Source organism: Pseudobacter sp. (genome assembly GCF_051955275.1).
Classification (GTDB): domain Bacteria; phylum Bacteroidota; class Bacteroidia; order Chitinophagales; family Chitinophagaceae; genus Pseudobacter.
Genome location: NZ_JBQCGW010000011.1, coordinates 1 through 19,379, shown reverse-complemented (window position 1 = coordinate 19,379; position 19,379 = coordinate 1). Strand labels below are relative to the sequence as shown.

General features: G+C 48.6%; 27 protein-coding genes. All 27 read right to left on the bottom strand.

Translation table 11 applies throughout. From position 1 onward, the window contains the following. Positions 1 to 9: 9 nt before the first annotated feature. The 27 genes from ACTHMC_RS01415 to ACTHMC_RS01285 all read right to left on the bottom strand — a co-directional run bounded on the left by ACTHMC_RS01415 (position 10) and on the right by ACTHMC_RS01285 (position 19,246). Positions 10 to 528 (bottom strand): hypothetical protein, encoded by a 519-nt coding sequence (locus ACTHMC_RS01415; RefSeq protein ID WP_440410195.1) that lies wholly within the window; start codon positions 526 to 528, stop codon positions 10 to 12. Between the two features lie 51 nt (positions 529 to 579). Continuing rightward, positions 580 to 1,437, bottom strand: coding sequence for a hypothetical protein (locus ACTHMC_RS01410; protein WP_440410194.1), 858 nt, complete (start codon positions 1,435 to 1,437; stop codon positions 580 to 582). 159 nt (positions 1,438 to 1,596) lie between these two features. Next, a complete protein-coding gene (locus ACTHMC_RS01405) occupies positions 1,597 to 2,328 on the bottom strand; it encodes a hypothetical protein (RefSeq protein WP_440410192.1) in 732 nt (243 codons plus the stop codon). Between the two features lie 35 nt (positions 2,329 to 2,363). Further along, positions 2,364 to 2,966 carry an XkdF-like putative serine protease domain-containing protein gene (locus ACTHMC_RS01400; protein WP_440410190.1) on the bottom strand — a complete coding sequence of 201 codons (603 nt, stop codon included), beginning with the start codon at positions 2,964 to 2,966 and terminating at the stop codon, positions 2,364 to 2,366. Positions 2,967 to 3,001: 35 nt separating this feature from the next. Further along, on the bottom strand, positions 3,002 to 5,014 hold the full coding sequence (locus ACTHMC_RS01395) for a hypothetical protein (protein ID WP_440410188.1): 2,013 nt from the start codon (positions 5,012 to 5,014) through the stop codon (positions 3,002 to 3,004). A gap of 1 nt (position 5,015) precedes the next feature. Further along, positions 5,016 to 7,133, bottom strand: a complete 2,118-nt coding sequence (locus ACTHMC_RS01390) for a hypothetical protein (RefSeq protein ID WP_440410187.1) — start codon at positions 7,131 to 7,133, stop codon at positions 5,016 to 5,018. After that, positions 7,130 to 8,320 carry a hypothetical protein gene (locus ACTHMC_RS01385; RefSeq protein ID WP_440410186.1) on the bottom strand — a complete coding sequence of 397 codons (1,191 nt, stop codon included), beginning with the start codon at positions 8,318 to 8,320 and terminating at the stop codon, positions 7,130 to 7,132. The genes ACTHMC_RS01390 and ACTHMC_RS01385 overlap by 4 nt, the downstream gene beginning before the upstream one ends. After that, positions 8,321 to 8,941, bottom strand: coding sequence for a hypothetical protein (locus ACTHMC_RS01380; RefSeq protein WP_440410184.1), 621 nt, complete (start codon positions 8,939 to 8,941; stop codon positions 8,321 to 8,323). A 103-nt stretch (positions 8,942 to 9,044) separates the two neighbouring features. After that, on the bottom strand, positions 9,045 to 9,686 hold the full coding sequence (locus ACTHMC_RS01375; protein WP_440410182.1) for a hypothetical protein: 642 nt from the start codon (positions 9,684 to 9,686) through the stop codon (positions 9,045 to 9,047). Positions 9,687 to 9,721: 35 nt separating this feature from the next. Continuing rightward, complete coding sequence (locus ACTHMC_RS01370) at positions 9,722 to 9,985, bottom strand: hypothetical protein (protein ID WP_440410180.1); 264 nt, start codon at positions 9,983 to 9,985, stop codon at positions 9,722 to 9,724. A gap of 18 nt (positions 9,986 to 10,003) precedes the next feature. Continuing rightward, entirely contained in the window at positions 10,004 to 11,227 is a 1,224-nt protein-coding gene (locus ACTHMC_RS01365) for a phage terminase large subunit (RefSeq protein WP_440410179.1), read from the bottom strand. A 172-nt stretch (positions 11,228 to 11,399) separates the two neighbouring features. Further along, a complete protein-coding gene (locus ACTHMC_RS01360) occupies positions 11,400 to 11,942 on the bottom strand; it encodes a hypothetical protein (protein ID WP_440410177.1) in 543 nt (180 codons plus the stop codon). Further along, the gene (locus ACTHMC_RS01355) at positions 11,939 to 12,592 is read right to left on the bottom strand and encodes a DegT/DnrJ/EryC1/StrS family aminotransferase (RefSeq protein ID WP_440410175.1); all 654 of its coding nucleotides are present in this window, start codon (positions 12,590 to 12,592) and stop codon (positions 11,939 to 11,941) included. Before ACTHMC_RS01355 ends, ACTHMC_RS01360 begins: the two co-directional genes overlap by 4 nt. Before the next feature lies 1 nt (position 12,593). After that, positions 12,594 to 13,226, bottom strand: a complete 633-nt coding sequence (locus ACTHMC_RS01350) for a glycosyltransferase domain-containing protein (RefSeq protein ID WP_440410174.1) — start codon at positions 13,224 to 13,226, stop codon at positions 12,594 to 12,596. Positions 13,227 to 13,402: 176 nt separating this feature from the next. Continuing rightward, complete coding sequence (locus ACTHMC_RS01345) at positions 13,403 to 14,191, bottom strand: glycosyltransferase (RefSeq protein WP_440410207.1); 789 nt, start codon at positions 14,189 to 14,191, stop codon at positions 13,403 to 13,405. 206 nt (positions 14,192 to 14,397) lie between these two features. After that, complete coding sequence (locus ACTHMC_RS01340; RefSeq protein WP_440410173.1) at positions 14,398 to 14,646, bottom strand: hypothetical protein; 249 nt, start codon at positions 14,644 to 14,646, stop codon at positions 14,398 to 14,400. 174 nt (positions 14,647 to 14,820) lie between these two features. Then, positions 14,821 to 15,723: a glycosyltransferase gene (locus ACTHMC_RS01335; protein ID WP_440410171.1), complete on the bottom strand. Its 903-nt coding sequence runs from the start codon at positions 15,721 to 15,723 to the stop codon at positions 14,821 to 14,823. 50 nt (positions 15,724 to 15,773) lie between these two features. Then, a complete protein-coding gene (locus ACTHMC_RS01330; protein ID WP_440410170.1) occupies positions 15,774 to 16,004 on the bottom strand; it encodes a hypothetical protein in 231 nt (76 codons plus the stop codon). Further along, positions 15,995 to 16,243 (bottom strand): hypothetical protein, encoded by a 249-nt coding sequence (locus tag ACTHMC_RS01325; RefSeq protein ID WP_440410169.1) that lies wholly within the window; start codon positions 16,241 to 16,243, stop codon positions 15,995 to 15,997. The genes ACTHMC_RS01330 and ACTHMC_RS01325 overlap by 10 nt, the downstream gene beginning before the upstream one ends. Further along, entirely contained in the window at positions 16,185 to 16,793 is a 609-nt protein-coding gene (locus ACTHMC_RS01320) for a hypothetical protein (RefSeq protein WP_440410167.1), read from the bottom strand. Before ACTHMC_RS01320 ends, ACTHMC_RS01325 begins: the two co-directional genes overlap by 59 nt. A gap of 4 nt (positions 16,794 to 16,797) precedes the next feature. Next, the gene (locus tag ACTHMC_RS01315; RefSeq protein WP_440410166.1) at positions 16,798 to 17,256 is read right to left on the bottom strand and encodes a terminase small subunit; all 459 of its coding nucleotides are present in this window, start codon (positions 17,254 to 17,256) and stop codon (positions 16,798 to 16,800) included. A gap of 38 nt (positions 17,257 to 17,294) precedes the next feature. After that, positions 17,295 to 17,519, bottom strand: a complete 225-nt coding sequence (locus ACTHMC_RS01310) for a hypothetical protein (protein WP_440410164.1) — start codon at positions 17,517 to 17,519, stop codon at positions 17,295 to 17,297. Between the two features lie 54 nt (positions 17,520 to 17,573). Next, positions 17,574 to 17,900, bottom strand: coding sequence for a hypothetical protein (locus ACTHMC_RS01305; RefSeq protein WP_440410163.1), 327 nt, complete (start codon positions 17,898 to 17,900; stop codon positions 17,574 to 17,576). Then, a complete protein-coding gene (locus tag ACTHMC_RS01300) occupies positions 17,897 to 18,127 on the bottom strand; it encodes a hypothetical protein (protein WP_440410161.1) in 231 nt (76 codons plus the stop codon). The genes ACTHMC_RS01305 and ACTHMC_RS01300 overlap by 4 nt, the downstream gene beginning before the upstream one ends. Further along, positions 18,124 to 18,579 (bottom strand): YopX family protein, encoded by a 456-nt coding sequence (locus tag ACTHMC_RS01295; protein ID WP_440410159.1) that lies wholly within the window; start codon positions 18,577 to 18,579, stop codon positions 18,124 to 18,126. Before ACTHMC_RS01295 ends, ACTHMC_RS01300 begins: the two co-directional genes overlap by 4 nt. Next, the gene (locus ACTHMC_RS01290) at positions 18,576 to 18,908 is read right to left on the bottom strand and encodes a helix-turn-helix domain-containing protein (RefSeq protein ID WP_440410158.1); all 333 of its coding nucleotides are present in this window, start codon (positions 18,906 to 18,908) and stop codon (positions 18,576 to 18,578) included. The genes ACTHMC_RS01295 and ACTHMC_RS01290 overlap by 4 nt, the downstream gene beginning before the upstream one ends. Continuing rightward, positions 18,905 to 19,246 carry a hypothetical protein gene (locus ACTHMC_RS01285; protein ID WP_440410156.1) on the bottom strand — a complete coding sequence of 114 codons (342 nt, stop codon included), beginning with the start codon at positions 19,244 to 19,246 and terminating at the stop codon, positions 18,905 to 18,907. Before ACTHMC_RS01285 ends, ACTHMC_RS01290 begins: the two co-directional genes overlap by 4 nt. Positions 19,247 to 19,379: the final 133 nt, after the last annotated feature.

Below are 19,379 nucleotides of genomic sequence, written 5' to 3'. Positions count from 1 at the left end.
AGGATGTAATTATGCAGGAGTTTCAAGCGATGCCAGCAGAGAGGTGTCAACTTCTGGGGCAAGAGCAACCTCATTACCAGTGAACGGAAGAGTGTAACCGTTACGGTCCGCCCATGCGGTACCCGAATCAGAGGTTCCACCGTTCAACTGCAGGCCGTTCACCTTTCCATAAAGGAAAGCTTTACCGGTGTTCTCCACCCCGATAATGATCACGTTGTTCTTAGCGAGCAGCATGATCTCATTACGAACGCTGGCCGTCTTTTTGTTGAGTATGATCTGAACCTGTTGGGCATAGTACAACGTACCATTCTGTTCGCTGCCGGTGATTGTCTCCGTTGCATTGGAGGTTTCACGAACCAGTGAGTACTTCCAGAAACGTTTTCCAGAAGCCTTCGTGATTGCTGTAATCACTCCGCTCACCTCGGTCATTGAAGACACGTTGCCGAGCTCGATGATATACACCTCCTTCAGGCCGCCGATACCCTCCCGGCAGTCGTTGTTATACCCTTGTGTTAATGCGCAAGGCATGGTAAAATATTTGAAAGTGAGGAAGGCCCGGTTACCCCGGGCCAACACTTATTAAGAAAGTTTGAAAGACACGATCTCGTTGGGAAACGCTACGTTCACACCATACTTGAACAAAGAGATGAAGCGAATCTCATCAGCCTCCCTGGCGTAGAAGATTTCCCACTTTTCTTCTTCATTCTCCAGGTCGGTGCCGATGTACAAGTTGCTCATCCTGACAGTGAACAAGCGGTTTGTGCCGTCCAGCCCGTGTACCGCAGTGAGACGGTAGTTGGTACCAGGGATGATTACCTCTCCGTTGGCGGCGCTCACTTCTGTTCCTGCAGGAGCAAAGTGGAACAGGTTCACGTCAGTGTATGCTGCTATGAATTTGTTGAAAGTGTCCCATCCGCAGAATACGCGGATATCATCCTTACCCTGGATGTTCGCAGGCATGGCCAGCCACATAGCAGCTACGATAGCTTTCACGTTTGAGGTTGTGATACCTGTCGATGTGGTGATTGGAGCACCGGCAATATAGGCCGCCTGGTTGGCGTTGGTCGCGGCTGCAGCGGCGTCGATCAGTTTGATCAGGCCATCCCACTTATTGATATTGACATTGCTATGACCGGTGTCACCCTGCCACAGAGCAATCTCAATTTGTTGAGCGATTGTTCCGGCCTTCTGGTCGGTATACTGCTGCTCGAATGGAATGCTGTCGTACTTGCTTCCGATTTGCAGAGCCTTCTGGGTGTACTTGGTTTCAAGCGCAGCAGGACAAAGAGACTCGTTCACCTTTACTTTGCCCACAGTTACTGCTCGCTGAGTGAACGTTGTATTACCGCTGGTGGTGAATCCACAAGAGCCACCGTTTTGGAAGATGGCATCAGTGTCCAGAATGTTGATCTGCTCAGAAGATTTGACCCCTGTCATCACGTTACCTTCAGACTGAATCAACTGAGACGTCTTACCGGTAAACAGTGATTTCATTACGAGAAGATTTTCGTTCTCGATTGTATAGTTTGTTAATGCCGCAACATTGTATGCCATCGTTCTTACGTTTTAATATTTTAAGCACCGAAGTGCTGTTAATCAGTTTTGCTTTTCCAGCTTAATCTGCCTGGCTGCTTCCTGGTACTTCTCCAAGCCCTTCTTTTTTTCGCCTACTTTCGAGAAAGAGAATTTGCTTTTGGAATCAGCAGGAGGTTCGTCAGCGGGCAATTGCACGAGCTCAGACACCAGGTCGTACATTTGTTTCATCGCCTGTTGTTGAGTTGCCACCGCAGATTGTGTAGTGTTGAGGGAGGCGTTGTAAACAGCCATAGCCGCGTCACGATCCTGCTTCTCTTTCGCTTCACGCATTTGCCATCCGAAAGCATATTCCATCAAGGCTTTTACACAGATCTCGATAGCGGCTACCCTTTCTTCAGGGGTGCCGGTCGCGAATGCTTCTGTAGCTTTTCGGATTTTTTCAGGAGTGTCGAGCACCTCGTCTGTGCCGAAGCCTTGAGCGGCCGTTTCAACTGGCGCGGGTTCTGCGGCTGGCGTAGGCGCCGCAGCCGGGGTTGCCGGCGTAATTGAAGTGATCAATCCGGAACCATCCACAACCAGTGTTGTTCCGTCTTGCAACACATAAGAATTTGCGGGCGCAGGCGCACCACCAGACATTACTGTGCCTCCCACTTCCATCTTGTTTACAGATAACTCGACTCCGTCAGTAGTGGTTACACTGATTGGCGTAGCAGGTTGCTCATCTGCAAACAGAATCTTCTTGATAGCAGATAAAATCTGGGCAGCCTTTCCTGGTGTTTTTTCTGTGCTCATACTGGTAAATATTTTAGTGAAGTGTTTGTTTGATTTTAATCTTCCGGGGACCAATTTTGGAGCAGCGTTTTGATGCTATCCAGCACCTCATCGGTAGAGAATTTTTGCATTTGTACGGGCACCTGTCGGAATAAACCCTCCACCGAAAACCCTTTAACTTCTCCACTTTTCACCTTCTCCCAGATAGCATCATCATCTACCTTGGCGGTAAGAAACCAGGAGCCGTCTTTGGCGTCTTCAAATCCTTTCATGGGCATAATGCCACGAGCTTCATCGGTGATGAAGCTTTCGTAAATGGTCAGCCCTGATGTTGTCTGGGATGGATCGTGTTGTAGGTTAAAGTTGTGAATGAAGCCCTTTTTAAAGAACTTCTGCACGATCGATAAAATGGTAGGTTTGTCGAAGACTGTATAATAATCTCCGATTACAGGATCTCGCCTGAAGATCAGCATGTCCGCCAGCATCGCAGGCCCAGATACTATCCGCTGCTCCTGATCGACGTTGAATCGCAAACGCTCTTCCTTAAAGGCAAGAAAGTTTTTCTCGATGGCCGGTTTATCAACCAGCGCAACGAACTCTACTTGTAGATCTGACTCTAATGAGTCATCGATAACACATCTGAAAATAGGCAACCCCATACCGGTAAATATTCCTGGTGTGGGGTTGTTTGATTTTACCCTCCTAACCGGGCGGCACGGGCTATCCTGGCCTGCTTCTCCTGTTCATCGGTAATGTCTTTCTCAATTACATATGCACGAGTAGAGGCGTTCCCGATTTTGTTTAGGCTTTCGCTATCCAACTGAGTGGTTGTGGTAACTGGTGCAGCTGGCTGTAGAGGTGCGGCGGCGGTTACTGATGGTACGGAAGCAGACCCTCCACCGGATCCTCCGCCTCCCGGTACTTGTGTGCGGGCAATCTCTCGGACATTTTTTAAACCTGTAGCGATAGTTGTTGTAACAGCTATGATACGCGCTACCATAGCAGCGGGTCCAAATATTCCGTAATCTGCTCTCAGTGCTTTGTTAGCTGCGGCATAGGTATCAATCGTTGCCGAGGCGATGGCAAGTACCTTTCCTGCAACGGTTTGTTTGCCTACCAGGTCGGCGCTTTGATTGAGGAACCCGGCTACCAATCCTAATCGTAATGCATTTTGAGCTTCTACAATTTTGCTTTTCCTTTCCTCATACTCCTGAATTAGATCCGCCTCTAAAGCCTGATTACCTGCAACAATCTTCAACCTTTGTTCGTACCAGTTTTGAAGTTCAATATTCTGCCTTTGAAACTCTGTCATGTCTGCCAATAAGAGCTCCTTCCTCACATCATTTATAGCTGTTACATTATCCTGCAATGTCTTTACGCCAGTAGCAAGCAACTCCGCAGCCTTTTTATCATTTGCCTCTTTTTCTTCCTTATCTACTTTCTCAATGGCTGCCCTCTGCTTTGCTCTTGATTCCTTCAATAATTGCTCCCTCAATTGATCGGTGAGTTGCGCCTGCTCCCAGATTGACCTCCTTTCTTCTTCCCCCGTTTTCATCGCTTCCAGTCGGCTTTTGATGAATTCATTCTTTGCATTCGCTTCCAGTTGTTCAAATCGGATTTTGAATAAAAGGTCTTGCCCCCACTTTTCCGCAGCGGCGCGTTCTTCCATTTCCTTTTTTCGATCTTCGGCTGCTTTCTTTGCCGCCTCCTTATTTTTTTCTGCAACCTTTTTATTATGCTCTTCCAGTTTCTCCCGCTCCTTCTTTTGAGCTTGAAGTTGAATTACTGCAATGTCTGTTTGAATATCCTTTATGTGAGACATTGCCTGAGCGCCTTTTAACTCATCGATTTTATTTATCTCATTGTAATGACGTGTATAAGAATCAATCCTCGATCTTTGAAATCCTTCTCTGATCTTTGCGATCTCCTTTTCAGACTTACCTGCCGCTTCTGCTCTTGCAACAGCTTCCTTTTCTTGCCGCTGAACCACGGCCAGCTCCGCCTGCAACTGCGCCTCTGCCCCTTTAAGCACAGCATCGTTTAATTGCTTCTGTTGCTCTTCAGCCTTCTGAGCTGATGATGTCCAGTTATTCAACGCCTCTACCACCAACCCAATAGCGACTACAAGCGCTCCTATACCAGTTGCGACTATGGCCCCCTTCAATACACGAAAGGATGTAGCGGTTGTTTCAGCAGATACTCCGAGAAGTCTCATTGCCCCTGCAGTTACGGCAGTAGCCGCAGCGTTGGCCTTCTGGAATATTGTCGTCTGCTGGATAACTGCCCCGAGCCTTTGGAAATCCTTAGCTGAATCTGCGATAGTATTTACGCCCTCAACTAAAGCAAGAGCGGCTTGTATCCGTTGGATTGACTTCTGGACTTCTTCACTTTCTGCCCCGAACAATGACATAGCACCTGTAAGAGCCGAGAAGCCGCCAACGACTGTTCGCACAGCGTTACCCAATACTTGGAATTTTGCACCTGGATCAAAAAGTGCCGCCACCTCTTTGGCGTCTTGTATACTATCCTTCAATTCCGCAACTTTCTTTGCTGCAGCAATTGCTTCTTTACTAACTGGGCCAAAGGATTCTGCCACTCTCAACGCCTCGGCCTGCGCTTCCTTCAACTCCTTTTTAAAATTCCTTACGCTCTGGTCTGCCGCAGAACTATCCAGGGTGAGCGATGCTGCTATGACGGTATCTGCCATCTTAATAAATTAAATAGTTGACTTTTAATAATTGTACCTGACAGTCAGAGGGCTTGCTCATGTTATAGTCCTCGATCTTGTTCAGCCGGAATAAAACTCCATCCACATGCACGAACCTGCTGAAATCCAATTGCAGGACATCCATTGGCGTTAGATAAAAACTACCGGTAAGCAGCTTGCTGTCCTTGTCGGTGATCTCTGCCATATAGCCGGACCAGTATATGTTGAACTGGGTGGTAGATACATTCCCGGATGTTAGGGTGAAAAAGAGTTCCTTAGCTACGCCGAAGTTGAGATCATTCAAAGGAACATCAGGATCATCGAAATGGCCAGCATATCCGTAATCTGAAACGGAAGTCAATACACTGCCTCCGTCTTTGATCGCCCAGGAACTAACCCCTGTTACTTTCTTTGTCTGCATCAACCGTATATTGCTGTCCACATTCTCTTCTACTGGAGCATTATCCGGTCCTGATCTTTTAAAGATGGTCGGAAAAACCTTATCCTCGCCGGAATATCCCACCAGCACCGTTGAACTAAACACCAGGTCAAAGGCTTTTGTCTGCTCAGAAAATTCATACTGACTATCGAATATGTAATCACCGTATCCTTGGCCGTAGCGCTTTCGGTACAGTTCATTGTAGTAGTCACTGTCGGATTTCCATTTGAATTCATACTTCTTCGCATTGAGCTCGCTCATTGGTTTTACCTTAATTGCTTTATCTCGGTTGAGCTTATAAGTCCAGTCCACTGAATTGGCGCTGTCAGTAGAATAGAAATCAACATAAGGAGTGATGTATATAAGTGATGGATCAAACCGGTCTTCATACACATAGAGATTGAACAGCTTGATTATGCTTACCAGAAAATCCACCTGACGGACATTGCGAGGAAGTATGTTGTTGATCTCAATAGTTTCGCCTGGAGCTACCTCCACCTGAGTAGGCGTTTGCCCTTCGATGAGAAAGGTCGCTTCTTCAATAATAACGTTATAAGTAAATCCACCTCCGCCGAATTGAATTTCAGCCAGCATACTCAATACATCATTCTCTACCAGGGTCGCAAAGAAGTCGCCGGAAATGTCGAACTGGTTGTCGATCGGGTTGCCAACCGATATAGAATGATAGTGTATAAAATCGGTTGTATCTAACGCAGGGCTCGTTAAGTTTTTTGCAACACCTATAAGAGCATTAGGCATTCCAAGCGTTCCCCCATAACTTCCTTTAATCCGGTATTTTACCCTGGTGTTTATCGAACCCGGCTGATTGTATTGAAATGCTGTATCTGCAATGTTCGTGAAGTTACTTGCGCTTGTCACAGAGTCTGAAGCTATTTCCGCATAACTTAAAGTGAACTCTTCATCACCATAGATAACCGATTCGGGCACAGTCTTATTTGCTGTCACGAAACTGTTGGTGAGTCTGAAAAGCTTCTTCTGATTATTAGGGATAACAAGCTTTTTGAATCTCGCGGAGTTAATAAGACTACTGCTGTATCTGAAGTTGGCGGCGGCAAACATCTTATCGATGTATTCTTTCGCGAACAACGCTGGACGGAACGTGCGAATATCCCAATCCCGCTTACCTGTGCCACCACTTCCATAATTGCCGTAATCAACCAGCGGGAAGTACAGTCCAGCTCCGGTATCATTATCCCAGCTTGCGATGATATTGGCGGTGCTCAGTTCCGTATCATATTCACTAAAATCAAGATCCTCTAATAGCCTGCTGGATAGGGCCACGTTCAAACCAGCCAGCTTCCCGTATACCGATACTTCATACTCTGATCGACCGTTGATAATATTGATCTGCATCAGTCGGAGCACTCCGGTGAACGCCTGGATCTGGTCTTTAAAGATGATGCAGTTCGCCGCCTTGGAGGCATTGAAATTGTAGCCCACATTGGGCAGACCATCGGAGGTGAAATTGGATTGACCGACCTGGAAGATATTACCAAAGGCATCGTTGTTATTACCAGTACCCGGCAGCACTATCGTTTTACTGAAGGTGGTGGACCGGGAAGAGAAGTCCTTCACATCATCAAGTGCAAAAGTCAGTAAGGCTGAGATATCCGCGGACACATCCAGCCTCCTGTTCTCCATGAATATTTCGCTGATCATCGGTACTGTGCATTTAACTGGTTACCGAATTCGATGTTGATAGGCAGGCTCGTCAGCTTGTCATTGATCCGCTTGCGGATATCATAAGTAGGCAGATTGACACTGACCGGAACAAAGTGATTCAGGTCTTCAAAGTAGACCAGTGGGGACCGGGCAAGATCCGCTAACCATTGATAATCCTGATCGGTAAGGATATCCGTGTTTAGCGTCATCTTTTCCTTGTACAGTGAACTGTAGTTGGCCTCAGATTCATACATTACGTTGTTGCTGTTTTTGTACCTGACCATCCCGCTCGCATCGATGATATAAGGAAGTCTGCCATAAGACTCCTTCTCTATATTGATTTCCTTCCGGGATACCTTTGAGCACTCAATGGAATCGAAGCCTCCGAACCGATTAAGAAAGTGTAACATGTACGGCTGATACCTGGGCTCGCAGGTAAGCTCAATCGTTCTTTGAGGGTTAAAAGGCGCATCAGGTAATTCAAATTTTACCTGAACAAATTCTACCGCATCGTTAATGAATCCAGGCCAAAAATTATTTAGGTTAACTGGTGCAAGATTGAAAATTTGCAAGTTGAAGGCAGCGGCAGGAGTATATGACTGGGTTTTCACATCGATGGTTCCAGACGAATTAAAAGAAGTTGCCCTTATTGTTATTGGTGCAGTAGAAGATGGAAAGAAAGAAAGGAAGAACCAATTCTCGCTTCTGTTGACTTTTACCGGCGAACTCCTGGCGGATGTAATATTGTCCAGGTAGTTGGCAAGGAGCGTATTCAAATCTGTAAGCCTGCCATTATAGTGATTGTAATACCTTCTCTCGCTGTCAACAGTAAGGTTCGTATACAATACAAAATCATACTCTTCTCCGAACTTTACCGTCACGTTGATGAAGAACTCTCCGAGCCCGATTTGTTGAGCACGTAGTGTGCTCGATGCAGGGTTGAACGTCGTGCTCAGGTAATTCCTAACGATGCTACCTATGTTAAATACCCCCCTTTTGTTATCGGGATGCGGTACAGATTTCAGTCTGGCCACCTGGTTCGCTCCCACATAGATATCGCACACATACTTGTAATCCGGATAAGTAACCGGATCATTGGCTTTGGTGGCCTCATACACAGTAAAGATGAGGTCATCCTGTGCGCTGGCATATTCCGGAGGTGTATTATTGATAACGATTGCCATTTATAGTTTTTTTGGTAGCGTGTTTAAGATGTCGATTTTGAAGGGGGCGGCGAGATCCTTCAACTTGTTTTGTGTACTGATCACCGCGTCGGTGAAAAACATGGTTCGTTTGAGGCCTTTCCGTTTGATCGATTTACCGATCGCGTAGGCTATGGAATTTGAAGTCTCCGTGATCCGCTTCCGCTTTGCTTCCCGCTTTGAAATAGCTTTGTACTTTCGAGTAGTCCTTGCCTTCAGGTTCTCTTTGATCACCCATTTGCGAAGAGCGGTAAGCATCCGCTTTCCTACGCGTTCGTTTTTGAAGGAGTACTTACCGGATCCTCCTCTCGTGCCTTTCACGCCCTGGTCAACGAAACGGTAGTAGTCCAAGGCCTGAATGTCTACGCGGATAGTTTCCTTAACCACCTCAGGGTTGAGAATCTTAATGCTTTCTGACAGAGCGCCGGATGATACCCGGTCAACCTTATTGAGGTTCTCCTGCGCCGTTCCTACGAGATCGCCTGCCAACTGGATCAGAGTAGAGGCGGTCTCAATTGGCTGGAATTCTTCATCGCTCCCGAGACCATCGAAGAAGCCTTCGGCTAACGCCTCCGCCTGTGCTGTACTGATACTCTTTGCCATTATCGTTTTCGGTTTAGCTCCCGGTCGTGCCCTGCTTTCGCTTTGAGGTATGCCATGTCATTGAGAACTTGGACCAGTGGTAGCTCCCAGGCATCATCTAAGCTCACACGTTCAAATTCTGCCACTTGCCAGGTTGAATAAATCCAGCCATAGCGTTTATTGAACTGCTCAACAGCTCCTGGGCGGTGCTCTGTGTCATCCCCGTCTGCATCATCTGAAACACCAAAGAGGCCCGAATACGTTCCATTAAACTGAGCCAGAGTTTGCAAAAAAAAACACAGGAGTGGTAGACGTCCACCAGCTTCGCATTCAGCATATCCGCCGAGATCGCCTCGTGATCCTTGGCTTCATTTTTTCTCCGCATGCCCCAACGAACTGGCTGCACCAAGCTGGCCATGATGTAGTGCATGTTCTCAATCGGTTTATCCCCGAATGTCAGGATCTCCACATACTGCCGGTGGCGCAGCTTCGTGGGGTCGTAGGTGATAGCGTACTTTTTCCGTCCGATGCGGAAGGATTTGACGGGTTTCCCCGGTACCTGGTCGGTAAGCGCGAAGGTGCACTGGCGGGCGAGGGCGGTGAATTCCTTTACCGGCAGGTCGCCTAGCTGCTGCTCGGTCATATCAAACAGGATACAGATTGCCCGCTCTACCCGCTCGAAATCATCGATGTCAGGTGTGAGGGACAGGCGGTGTATGTCCTGGAATTGTTGAACGGTGATTGTACCCCATGAAAGTGTCTTCATGTAGGTATATATAAAAACCGCTGAAGTGTTGGATACTAATTATGCACGGGGCTGGCAAGGGGTGCTCGCTGAAGCATTACATTGGCATAGGAGCCTGTTGGGAGGAGGTTAAAGGTTACGCGGATCACGTACCATTCGTCGCGATTATACTTTTTGTCATGGTATAATTCCCAGTCACCATGTGAACGGAAACACTCATAGGGGATATCCGGGGCGCGGACGTATTCCCCTTCCCTGGGAGGGTGGTTCATTTGAACCTTGAATGCAGTAAGATCGGGGAAATTAAACCATACGTCCATTCAGCGAATATAGGATTTTTACCAGACACTCGGCCCATCCCCCTGTAAAGATGCGGTCTGCCACTTATGCCATGCCAACGCCAGGGCGCACACGGCATCATCGTGCTCGCCTTCCGGCGCTGAGTACTTAACGCCAGTACGGGTATGAACAAACTCGAAGGCTTCCAGCTGGTCCCTGATGATCCCCTCCGGGAAGTTGATCAGCCGCTTTTGGATGGCCAGAGCCAACGCCTCCATGAGCTGCTGTTTGGTGCGCTGGGTGAAAGTGAACAATTCGATGTCGTCCATGTGTCTGCCCAGGTCCTCACCGATAGGATCGCCCACGCCGGTGCTGTCTAGGGCCACAGGCATACTTTTCCCCAGGCCAATGATCTCGGTGGTGGTCTGCTTCCAATCCTTACGGAAGTGGCGGAAATCCGACACGCTGGCGTTTCTGTCAAGGCCAATTATAGCGGTGAAGTCTACGTACTTTGCCAAGTCCACCCCGTAACAGATCGCAGGCTGAGTAGATAGAGGATAAGTACACTGTTCGATGAAGCGCAGACCAAAAGGATTGCTGCCATCCTCGGATGGTTCCGCCAGGTAGAGCTCACGAAACACTGCTTCAGGTAGATCCCGTTTAGCCTCCTCGATCTCTTCCAGGAACGGCCGGCCGTCTTTGGTCATCATGCCGGCGGCGGCCGCATCGTAAGCGGTGATCTTGAAATAAGCATACTTCGGGTCTTCGCCGGATCGAGCCTTTACACAGAGCTTGTAGAACCAGTTCTTTTTGCCCTTCACGTTACCGATGAACTTGACCTTACCGCCGGTACTGGTAACGGTGGAGCGTATGGCAAACCACGCATCCTCTCGGCAGCGGCTGGCCTCATCGATTACTACCGCATACACATCATCACCGTACAGGTTATCCGGTTTCTCCCCGGTCTTGAATTGGATAATGGCGCCCGTGATCAGCATGATCTTCAATTCGCTCTCGTTGCTTTTGAAGATTGACTTATCGCTGATCTGGACCTTCATCCGGTTGTAGGCGATTTTCGCCTGACCATAGGTGGGGGCGATCCACCAGACGGATTGATTCTCCTTACACTGCAGTGCCTGCTCGAACAGCCAAACGATATGCGAGGCGGTCTTGCCAACCTTGGTGCTGGCTTCGCAGCAGGTGTAACGGGCTGGGCTGTCCAGGATATCCTTTTGGTACTGGTAAAGCGGGGGACGGGTATATGTGATACGGGCTGTTGTCACTCTTTGATCTCCTCGATAAGAATTCGGAATTTGCGAGGATGCTCGGTGTGATTGCTAAGCTCCACTTTCATGTAAGCCTCGCCTGGAACGTTCCTGTCCTCAAACCAGTGTTGCTGACCGGGTGCGAGCTCTACCGTAGATTCGATTTTGAGCGGGATTGTATTTTCCATGGTTAACTGATTTTCTTTGCAGGGTTCCCTACATAAATTCCGCGTTCAGTGATGTCTTTTACCACTACCGAACCTGCACCAATAACCACGTCATCGCATATGCTGATCTTTTCACGGATCACAGCATTGCTGCCGATGCTGCACAGATCGCCAATAGTAACATTTCCGGATATGTTCACTCCTGGGGAGATGGTCACGAAATCACCGATCCGGCAATCGTGTCCGACGGTGCAGTTGAGGTTGATGATCACGTGTTGACCAATGGTTACACCTGTAGTGATATGAGTACCTGGACAAATGATCGTGCCGGGGAAGACAGTATTATTCGCTCCCCATATCTGCCCCGCATTGAGAATGTCATAACGCAACTCCTTGAATCGACTTGCTATCATTTTTCTAACATAAACATCACCGATTGCTATCACTGTTGGAATGTTAGGTGATATGCCTTCGCACTCATGCTCGAAAAAAACGACTTCAGTCATAACATCATAATGACTTACTTCCCGGGCAAAACCGCCTTTACCGATTATCTGCATCTTCATTGGTAACATTTGAATTGTGAAAGATCAGGATACGGCAGCTCCAGATCATCGTTGTGTTTGGGCGTGCCGTCCTGGTTATAGAATTGGCCCATGAGCAGCAGGCCCCGGGCAGCGATCTCCGGCATCATGTAGAAATTCCACCCGATCACCGGGTTGTTGTCGAAGTTGTCCTCATGGTAAGAGCATTCATCCCGGCCGGAGAAACGGGCCTTCTTAAACCAGCGGTACGCATTCTCGTCGTCCGTCAGGATGGCTCCGCCCTTGCCGAGTTTCAGGTGTTTGTACGGACCAGTGAAAGAAAGGCACTGGTGCGTGCCTGGCTGATACATTCCCGCAGTGAAGCGTAGAGCGCAGTCCCAAACGCACGTCGGCTTGAGCTGATAAGCGCCTTTAATTGTGTATCCCATTACCGGCTCAAAGGCTACTCTGGCGCCAATGTGCAAAATTTCACAAGGTACAGACGGGTACGTTCGAGCAGGTATCTGTATTACCGGCAACCTCGAAAGCTTTACATCTACAACTAAATCATAGTAAAGCGCCAAGAACAGCGCATTGCTCTGATTGTCCAATGCCACCGCGAAGGGCGCGCCAGTATATTCGCAAAGCTTCCGCTCGAAATCAGCCGTTATCTGATGTACTCCTTGTGCCATGTTACTTCAGTTGATCAAGAATTGACATATCAGTCAGACCATTAAAGTGAAGGATCGCCGGTGTAGTCTTCGTCACCAGGTTCTTCAGCTTCTTATCCTCCACATTGAACTCGGATGGATCCGCAAAGGCCATGGTCTGGAAGATGCGGCACTTGGTATCCAGCTTGATCGGGAACCCGTCCTTCTCCGCTTGTAGGTACGCCATCATCTGCTCATGCTGCCCGTTCACATCGTTGACATGCTGGTGCAGGCCGTATCGCTCGAAGAATTCGATGATTAGTTTCAACGGACCACCATACCCGCCGCCGTTGAGATACTTCCAGGGAGTTTTCACTGGCTTGTATTGCGCTGCGATTTCCTCGCGAGGATAGCATGCCTTCTCTACACTGTACAGGATGTGATCCTTCGGCGGCTCCACATAGTGCTGGCAGAATGTATCCGCCCCGTCTGTATAGATGAATAACTCGTGGCCAGTCACCGCTCTCTTGTAGCATTCGTACAGTTCGCGCATTACCTGCCCGTTGCCGCGGAACTCATTGCTGAGCACGGCAACTTCATAGCCGTGATTACGGAATGACTGAACAGTCTGTTCAGTATTGGCATTGGGTGCGTAGATGTTCGTAATGATTACCATAACTTTATTTTCTTGGTTCTTATACTCTTGTTTGGTTTGAGAGGTTAAGTGATACCGATCACAGAAGGGACACAGGTAAAACCTGCCGGGCTTCCGGTGATCTCCGGGAGACAGCCCGATGATCCTTAGCGCATGGCGGGCCGCCTTGGGGTCTTTATATCCCTTCTTCTTACACATTACTCACCTCCATAGTAAATGTCCTTGGTCCCGTTCCTGTAGGCTGTCTCAGTCCGGGCATACTCCACCAGCATATCGCCGGCATGCTTGTTCTTCCAGTCGCTGTACGCTGTATTGCCTGGATCGATGTGATCGATATCTATCCCGTGCAGAAAGCAGTTTATGAAGCCAGCAACCTGGGAGCGCACGCAAAGCAGGCTGTCGTCAAAGCCATAAAGCCCTTCCATCTGGTAGAAGTAACCGATCTTGTCGAGCAGCGCAGGGTTGATCATGGTACAGGTGCCCATCACGTGCTTGCATTCTTCCACTACCCTCCATCGCTGGCCGGGTTCGTGCGGCACTTCAAGCAGCTTACTGCGATAGTCCAACTGGATGGCATAGGTTGATTCCTGCAGGTCGGGGCGCTTCAGGCCGAGGATACCAATCTGTGGCATGCGGCGCATCACGTCTTCCATTTCGTCTACCCATCCATCTTTGTGAATGATCACATCGTTATCCATCTTAATCACGAGTTCTCCGTGCTGACGATAACGCAATGCGTGATTGATTGCTTTTGCAGTGCCTAAATTCCTATCGCTTGTGATCAGCAAATTCCTTCCACTCAATTTCGCGGTTCGCTTATTCACCATCTCCATATGATACTGAATAACATCCTTTGAGGCCTTACAGCTGTCGTTGTCAATAATGAAAATCCGATGTCGGGAAAGGTTTACGGTTTCGAGCAAGCATTCAAGTGTTCGGTCTGTCAACTCTGTTCGTTTATTTTCCTCCGTGTCATGCACGGCCATTGCAATCATTGCCATATCAGTTTGTTGTTGTAGTTAGTATGTTTTTCTCAATCGAAAGCTCGAAATCATAATGCCACGAGGTCAGCGTTCCGCAGCTCACCTCGTAAGTGATCCCGCCTGGTGTTACTTTATAGCCTGTAATCATCCGCGGATACTGCTCCCTGTCGGTCTTAAGGAATACTTCCTGCCCCATATCGAATGCAAACTCAATTACTCGCATTGCTTTGGTTTTGGGTGAGCCATTCGTCATACCGGCGATACGCATACCGGAGTAGATCCGCTACACATGTACCGCACCATAGGCTGGTATTGTAGCCGGGGTCGAACTCCTCCTGCACCACCTGCAGCAACCTGTCACGCGTGGCGCCATCGAGGTGCTGGATATACTGCGCCTGCACCAGTGTGATGTAGTGGCCGCGGTTGTCGTCGAGGAATTGTCTGTTGGCAGGGTTCATTTATTATTGTATTTATTCAGTAACAAATGATATGCGATTGCCTTACACACGAAAGCAATTTTTAATGCTGCTCTACATATCTTGTGCCCATATAAACCACCATGCTCCGCAAAGCAAATTGTAAACCCTACCAAAATCATGACGGTTGCAGCAAGACTGAAATATCTATGTGATTCAATCATAAAACACCTTCCTTCTTTTTTCGCTGATTGTTTGATAATCGTAATGCTCCCGGCAGAAGTCCGCCAGCTTTCCGGCCATCTCTTCCTGTGCGGGGATATCGTTCAGCCACTTGAACCAGTCTGTTTGCTTCTTCACGTACAGCAGCGGCATATCCAGGTAAGGGTGAACATGTGAAGCAATAACCGGCAATCCTGCGTGAGCCGCCTCCAACACCTTCAGGTTGCTCTTCATGTTGTTGAAAGGCGTATCGAGTAACGGGCAGACACACACGTCAGCATGACGGTATGCTTTGTAATACTCCGTTACCGGGGCGCCTTTGATGATCTGGCCTTTCATTCGTAGGCTGTTGGTATACATCGATACCATGCGATGCCAAACAGGATGATCAGTGAAGCCGGCCAATGTCATAAAGAACTTATGTTGATCAAGCCGTTTGATCGGTCCGGCCAACAGTTGGATATCTCTTTCGTGAGTGATGCTGCCTTGCCAGAAGATGCGGCGCATATTGGCCACGGTACGCTCCACAGGGAAGTACTGCGGATCGTTCGGGATCGCATTTGGGATCACATGCACATTCTTGTTGTAGGGGTAGATCTTATCCGCCAAGCGTTCGTGCGTGGTGGTCACAGCATCGGCAATCTGAAGGTGCCCGAGCTGCTGCTCAGGGAAATTGATATCGATGTGGTGCTGATAGGACACGTGGTGCGGATCCAGGTGCCAGTAGTCGTCCACGTCCACGACGATCTTGAACCGGTACTTTGACTGTAGCTTTAGGATATTCTCCCCAATGGTGCGGTTGTAGTAGATGGCGTCGCAGCCTTTCTCGAAATCCTCCTCGGTTACTGAGTTGGTCACCCTCACATCTGTTTCCCGCATCCATAAGAGCGGGAGCATGATCCGGTGAAAGCCCGGTCCTGAATCTCGGTTTATGAGGCCTATGATTCTCAATTGCGTTGGTGGTTTTTATGCATGTGGTAATCAAGCGCGTTCACGTTCTGCTTGTGGCCCTTCACTGGCTCCAGCAATTCTTCGGGCACATATCCCAGCACCTCAATGCGCACATGGGTGCAAATCTTCTTCAGTGCCTCGCTATGCTGCAGCACTCGCTGCTCATCCACGATAGTGTACTGTACGCACGGCTCCTTTCTGCCTTTGAACTTATACTTCATAGCCACCTCATTTTGATTGCCTCGAATAGCCCGCCAATGAACACGCCGGCTGCCATAACCAATACACACTCCCATCCGAAACCTGCGATCAGCCCCAGGATCAGCGCAAACCAGCCGGTCATACACATGGTACAGGTGAAGGGTTTACCCAGTTTCAGGTAGCGCTTCAGCACCGGCATAATGACGTTACCCCAGCAGAATGCCAGGGACAGCGAATAGAACAATATGAGCAACACTGAGTTCATTGCGTATTTTTTTGATTGCCTTTTTAATAGTTGAATAGCAGCTTTCCCATGGTATACCGGTATCTTTCTCGATGGCTCGGTAGTTGCCTAATCTCATATACAGCCTCACCATTTCGCGGTCATACCAGTACAGGTCATTGATCGCCGCCATTGCCCTTTCTTCCTTGAATTCTCTTATCTGTCTCTCATCCTCTGTTGATGGCATTTCCATCTCTACCCTGGGCGTTTCGCGCAACTGCCTATCAAAGACCCATCCATTTCCTGCCAGTTCATTGAGGTCGTCCACGTATGCCTTATTGATGTGTCTATACTTCCTATAGAAAGCGCTCGTGCTGCTTTGAATCATATTCAGGATCACCCTAACGGTATAGAACTTTAACTCGCCTCGGTCGTGCATCCCCTTCAACTTAGCCTCGTCAGTTTCGAGCAGCACCAGCATCACCTCCGATCGGAGATCATCCTGCAACTGCTCCGGCTGCATTTTACCGATGCAGTCGTTGAACTCCTTACTACGGTACAACTCTTCGATGATCTGATTCTTTGTCGGCACACGCTTACAGATTTAAGGTTACGGCTACCTCTTGTTTGATCGGCCCGCCGCCCTCACCGGTTAGCTGGGCTTTGTCCGCAAGGCCAAGATCACGAGAGATAATATTCTCCTTGAACACACCGATCACAGAGTTTTCATACTTCTGCTGATAGATAGCGTCTTCTATGTCCTGAATGACTTTAGCAAAATCTTTTGAATCCTGATCTTCTTTCTCCTTGATTCTCAACTTGAACTGGGCGAAGTAAACAGTGTTACAGTGAAGGTACCTGGTCAATCCCTGGATAGTGTATGGACGCTGAATCTTACGTTGGCCAAAGGAGCGCGGATCCGGGATTGGATTCTTCTCGCACCACTCGAAGTATTCGCAGGCTGCTTCCCACATCAGCTCGGGGGTAGCGAACAGTTTATCGCAGCCGTGCTTCGATCTCAATTGCCAGAATTTATTACCCTTCGGTGCTGCCATAAAAAAGCCGGAAGTGGTTTGCTTCCGGTGTATAAAGTTCATGCATTGTTTGATTGCAGGTCGGTATCCTTTTGGATACTTCTTTCTGTTTCAAGCGTGGCGACGAGTTGTAACGTGTTCGCGCAACCGTACTTGTCACGGAGCTTTTTGAGCCTCTTCTTTATGGCTGGGATAGATAGGTGGGCGATGCCTGATATCTCTTTGAGGGTCTTTCCTGCCTTCAGGAGTAACAGGATGTTGTCATTGGATTGTTCGATAGTCATCTCTCTGTGGTTTTAATAAAGGGATTGGCGCCAGTGGCGGAAGAAAGAGGGCCATTACTGCGGCCACATGTCCCACTGGCCTGCTTCCCAGCTGAGAGGCTCCCCGTACTCTGAATTCAGCGGGCTCTTTACGCGTGTGAAGCCTGCAGGGAGCTTTACGAAGTACTCAACCTGGCCAGGATAGAATACCGTGACGTTTATTCTCCGGTGGTATTCGGTCGGGAACCGGGCTTTGATGGTGATATACCAGGTGTTCCCTTCTTTGACCACAGCTACGTTGTCTTCGCGGGGTTCCTGGAGCTCGTCTGGATCAGGGATAAGCTCCGCCTTCTGGCAAGAGAAGAACAGAAAGACCGCGAGAATGTACTTCAGGTGTTTCATGGCTGTGTAAGATGTTCGCTTATAATTTTCCATTGCTTGACGTTATAGATGGTTCTGTATAATATGGGATCGAAGAAGGGGGCTCGGTACATTTCGTAAACTTGCCAGTAGGGCTGCAGCCAGATAAGGTTATCGGCCACTCTTTTGGGCCACCAGGCAAAGTGCCGTTCGGTTTTCCGGTCGCCTTCTTTGTACACCGGTTTCGGTGCGTACGATTTGAGGATCATGCTTTTAGTTGTTTTACAAGTTCAGGATTGTCGTGTATGTTTCCGAGTACGCAGAGGTTGTCAAAGTAATCGCCAGGAGTCCGGCCGAGATCCGATCCATGGATACTCCACATCTGCCGATTCTGCCATGCAGGATAGAGAATGTAACCTGGTGCAGATTCCTGCCGATACCGGATGATGAAGATACCGCGATCACCCTCACTTCGGGCCTCGACAATGTCACCGTCGAAAAGCTTCACTTCATTTTCGTGTCTGGTTTCATACTCCCCTTTGTAACCCTTGACACCGATGTATAGTCCTGCTGTTTCTGGGATGACACCAAAAGCCACCATCTTGCCGTACTCGCGGCCTGGGACAACTATCTGAGCTTCGCCTGCTGGCCACTGTATCAGTGAGCCTTCGATCCACCGGTTGTCGGAAATCTTCTTGCCTCGGAATAGGTACTGGTTCATGCTGTTTGCTTTTCGAGTTTCATAACCTGTTTTAGTCGGGGGCTCGGCTTCTTGTTCAGCAGCATGTACACGTAAGCGCTGGTGATTCCCAGAGTTAGCGCCGCCTCTTCCGGGCTCATCTCGTGGTTCTCCAACAGGAATTTCATGTACAGGTCTGTATTGGTCAGTGGCTCTATGTCCAGTTCGATGAAGATGTTCTTGATAAACTCCGGGCTGGCGCCAGTCTGCTTATGGATCATGTCCACAGAATGGGTGTACTGGTGATCCCTGACGAACTGCGCCATATGGGCACGGCCCTCCTTGGTGGTGTAGAATGTTGGTCTGCTCATGCGTTTGCTTTTTTGTAGGCTTCGTATTCTTCCTGAGTTGCAGGCAGACAACATTTGCTCGAAATCACGCCTTCGTTGGCAATAAATACTGTTGATCCCCCTCCTTTGCCAGTGACTTTCAAAATTCCCATTCCCTCAACCGCTATGTAATCAGGTAGATCATTGGTATCCCTTTCTTCATACCACTCCAGCTTCTGAAACAGATGTGGCAGATTCTTCATGTCCCATGCCTCAATCAAGTGTTGGTCCTCGATGATATCCAGAAAGCAGAATCCCACAAGTGGTTCACGGCTAATCATCTGGTACCTGGGCGCCATCAGTTGTTCTTTTGTCTTCATCTCTTTGTTTTGTTTTACACAGGCCGCACACCGGTTGTCCGTCCTCCCTTCGGGTGGTCAAGCCTTTTTTACATTTTATGCAGAGCAGGAGGTCGCTCATTGATTGATTTCTTTTATGATCCATTCCTTTTGT

Coding starts and splice junctions, on each gene's coding strand:
- ACTHMC_RS01400 (WP_440410190.1), bottom strand. CDS start 2,966: ATGGGGTTGCCTATTTTCAGATGTGTTATCGATGACTCATTAGAGTCA.
- ACTHMC_RS01355 (WP_440410175.1), bottom strand. CDS start 12,592: ATGGCACAAGGAGTACATCAGATAACGGCTGATTTCGAGCGGAAGCTT.
- ACTHMC_RS01315 (WP_440410166.1), bottom strand. CDS start 17,256: ATGGCAGCACCGAAGGGTAATAAATTCTGGCAATTGAGATCGAAGCAC.
- ACTHMC_RS01410 (WP_440410194.1), bottom strand. CDS start 1,437: ATGACAGGGGTCAAATCTTCTGAGCAGATCAACATTCTGGACACTGAT.
- ACTHMC_RS01335 (WP_440410171.1), bottom strand. CDS start 15,723: ATGCTCCCGCTCTTATGGATGCGGGAAACAGATGTGAGGGTGACCAAC.
- ACTHMC_RS01390 (WP_440410187.1), bottom strand. CDS start 7,133: ATGATCAGCGAAATATTCATGGAGAACAGGAGGCTGGATGTGTCCGCG.
- ACTHMC_RS01360 (WP_440410177.1), bottom strand. CDS start 11,942: ATGAAGATGCAGATAATCGGTAAAGGCGGTTTTGCCCGGGAAGTAAGT.
- ACTHMC_RS01395 (WP_440410188.1), bottom strand. CDS start 5,014: ATGGCAGATACCGTCATAGCAGCATCGCTCACCCTGGATAGTTCTGCG.
- ACTHMC_RS01405 (WP_440410192.1), bottom strand. CDS start 2,328: ATGAGCACAGAAAAAACACCAGGAAAGGCTGCCCAGATTTTATCTGCT.
- ACTHMC_RS01415 (WP_440410195.1), bottom strand. CDS start 528: ATGCCTTGCGCATTAACACAAGGGTATAACAACGACTGCCGGGAGGGT.
- ACTHMC_RS01310 (WP_440410164.1), bottom strand. CDS start 17,519: ATGACTATCGAACAATCCAATGACAACATCCTGTTACTCCTGAAGGCA.
- ACTHMC_RS01370 (WP_440410180.1), bottom strand. CDS start 9,985: ATGGACGTATGGTTTAATTTCCCCGATCTTACTGCATTCAAGGTTCAA.
- ACTHMC_RS01340 (WP_440410173.1), bottom strand. CDS start 14,646: ATGAACCCTGCCAACAGACAATTCCTCGACGACAACCGCGGCCACTAC.
- ACTHMC_RS01350 (WP_440410174.1), bottom strand. CDS start 13,226: ATGGTAATCATTACGAACATCTACGCACCCAATGCCAATACTGAACAG.
- ACTHMC_RS01380 (WP_440410184.1), bottom strand. CDS start 8,941: ATGGCAAAGAGTATCAGTACAGCACAGGCGGAGGCGTTAGCCGAAGGC.
- ACTHMC_RS01305 (WP_440410163.1), bottom strand. CDS start 17,900: ATGAAACACCTGAAGTACATTCTCGCGGTCTTTCTGTTCTTCTCTTGC.
- ACTHMC_RS01295 (WP_440410159.1), bottom strand. CDS start 18,579: ATGAACCAGTACCTATTCCGAGGCAAGAAGATTTCCGACAACCGGTGG.
- ACTHMC_RS01375 (WP_440410182.1), bottom strand. CDS start 9,686: ATGAAGACACTTTCATGGGGTACAATCACCGTTCAACAATTCCAGGAC.
- ACTHMC_RS01345 (WP_440410207.1), bottom strand. CDS start 14,191: ATGGCCGTGCATGACACGGAGGAAAATAAACGAACAGAGTTGACAGAC.
- ACTHMC_RS01325 (WP_440410169.1), bottom strand. CDS start 16,243: ATGAACTCAGTGTTGCTCATATTGTTCTATTCGCTGTCCCTGGCATTC.
- ACTHMC_RS01285 (WP_440410156.1), bottom strand. CDS start 19,246: ATGAAGACAAAAGAACAACTGATGGCGCCCAGGTACCAGATGATTAGC.
- ACTHMC_RS01290 (WP_440410158.1), bottom strand. CDS start 18,908: ATGAGCAGACCAACATTCTACACCACCAAGGAGGGCCGTGCCCATATG.
- ACTHMC_RS01385 (WP_440410186.1), bottom strand. CDS start 8,320: ATGGCAATCGTTATCAATAATACACCTCCGGAATATGCCAGCGCACAG.
- ACTHMC_RS01300 (WP_440410161.1), bottom strand. CDS start 18,127: ATGATCCTCAAATCGTACGCACCGAAACCGGTGTACAAAGAAGGCGAC.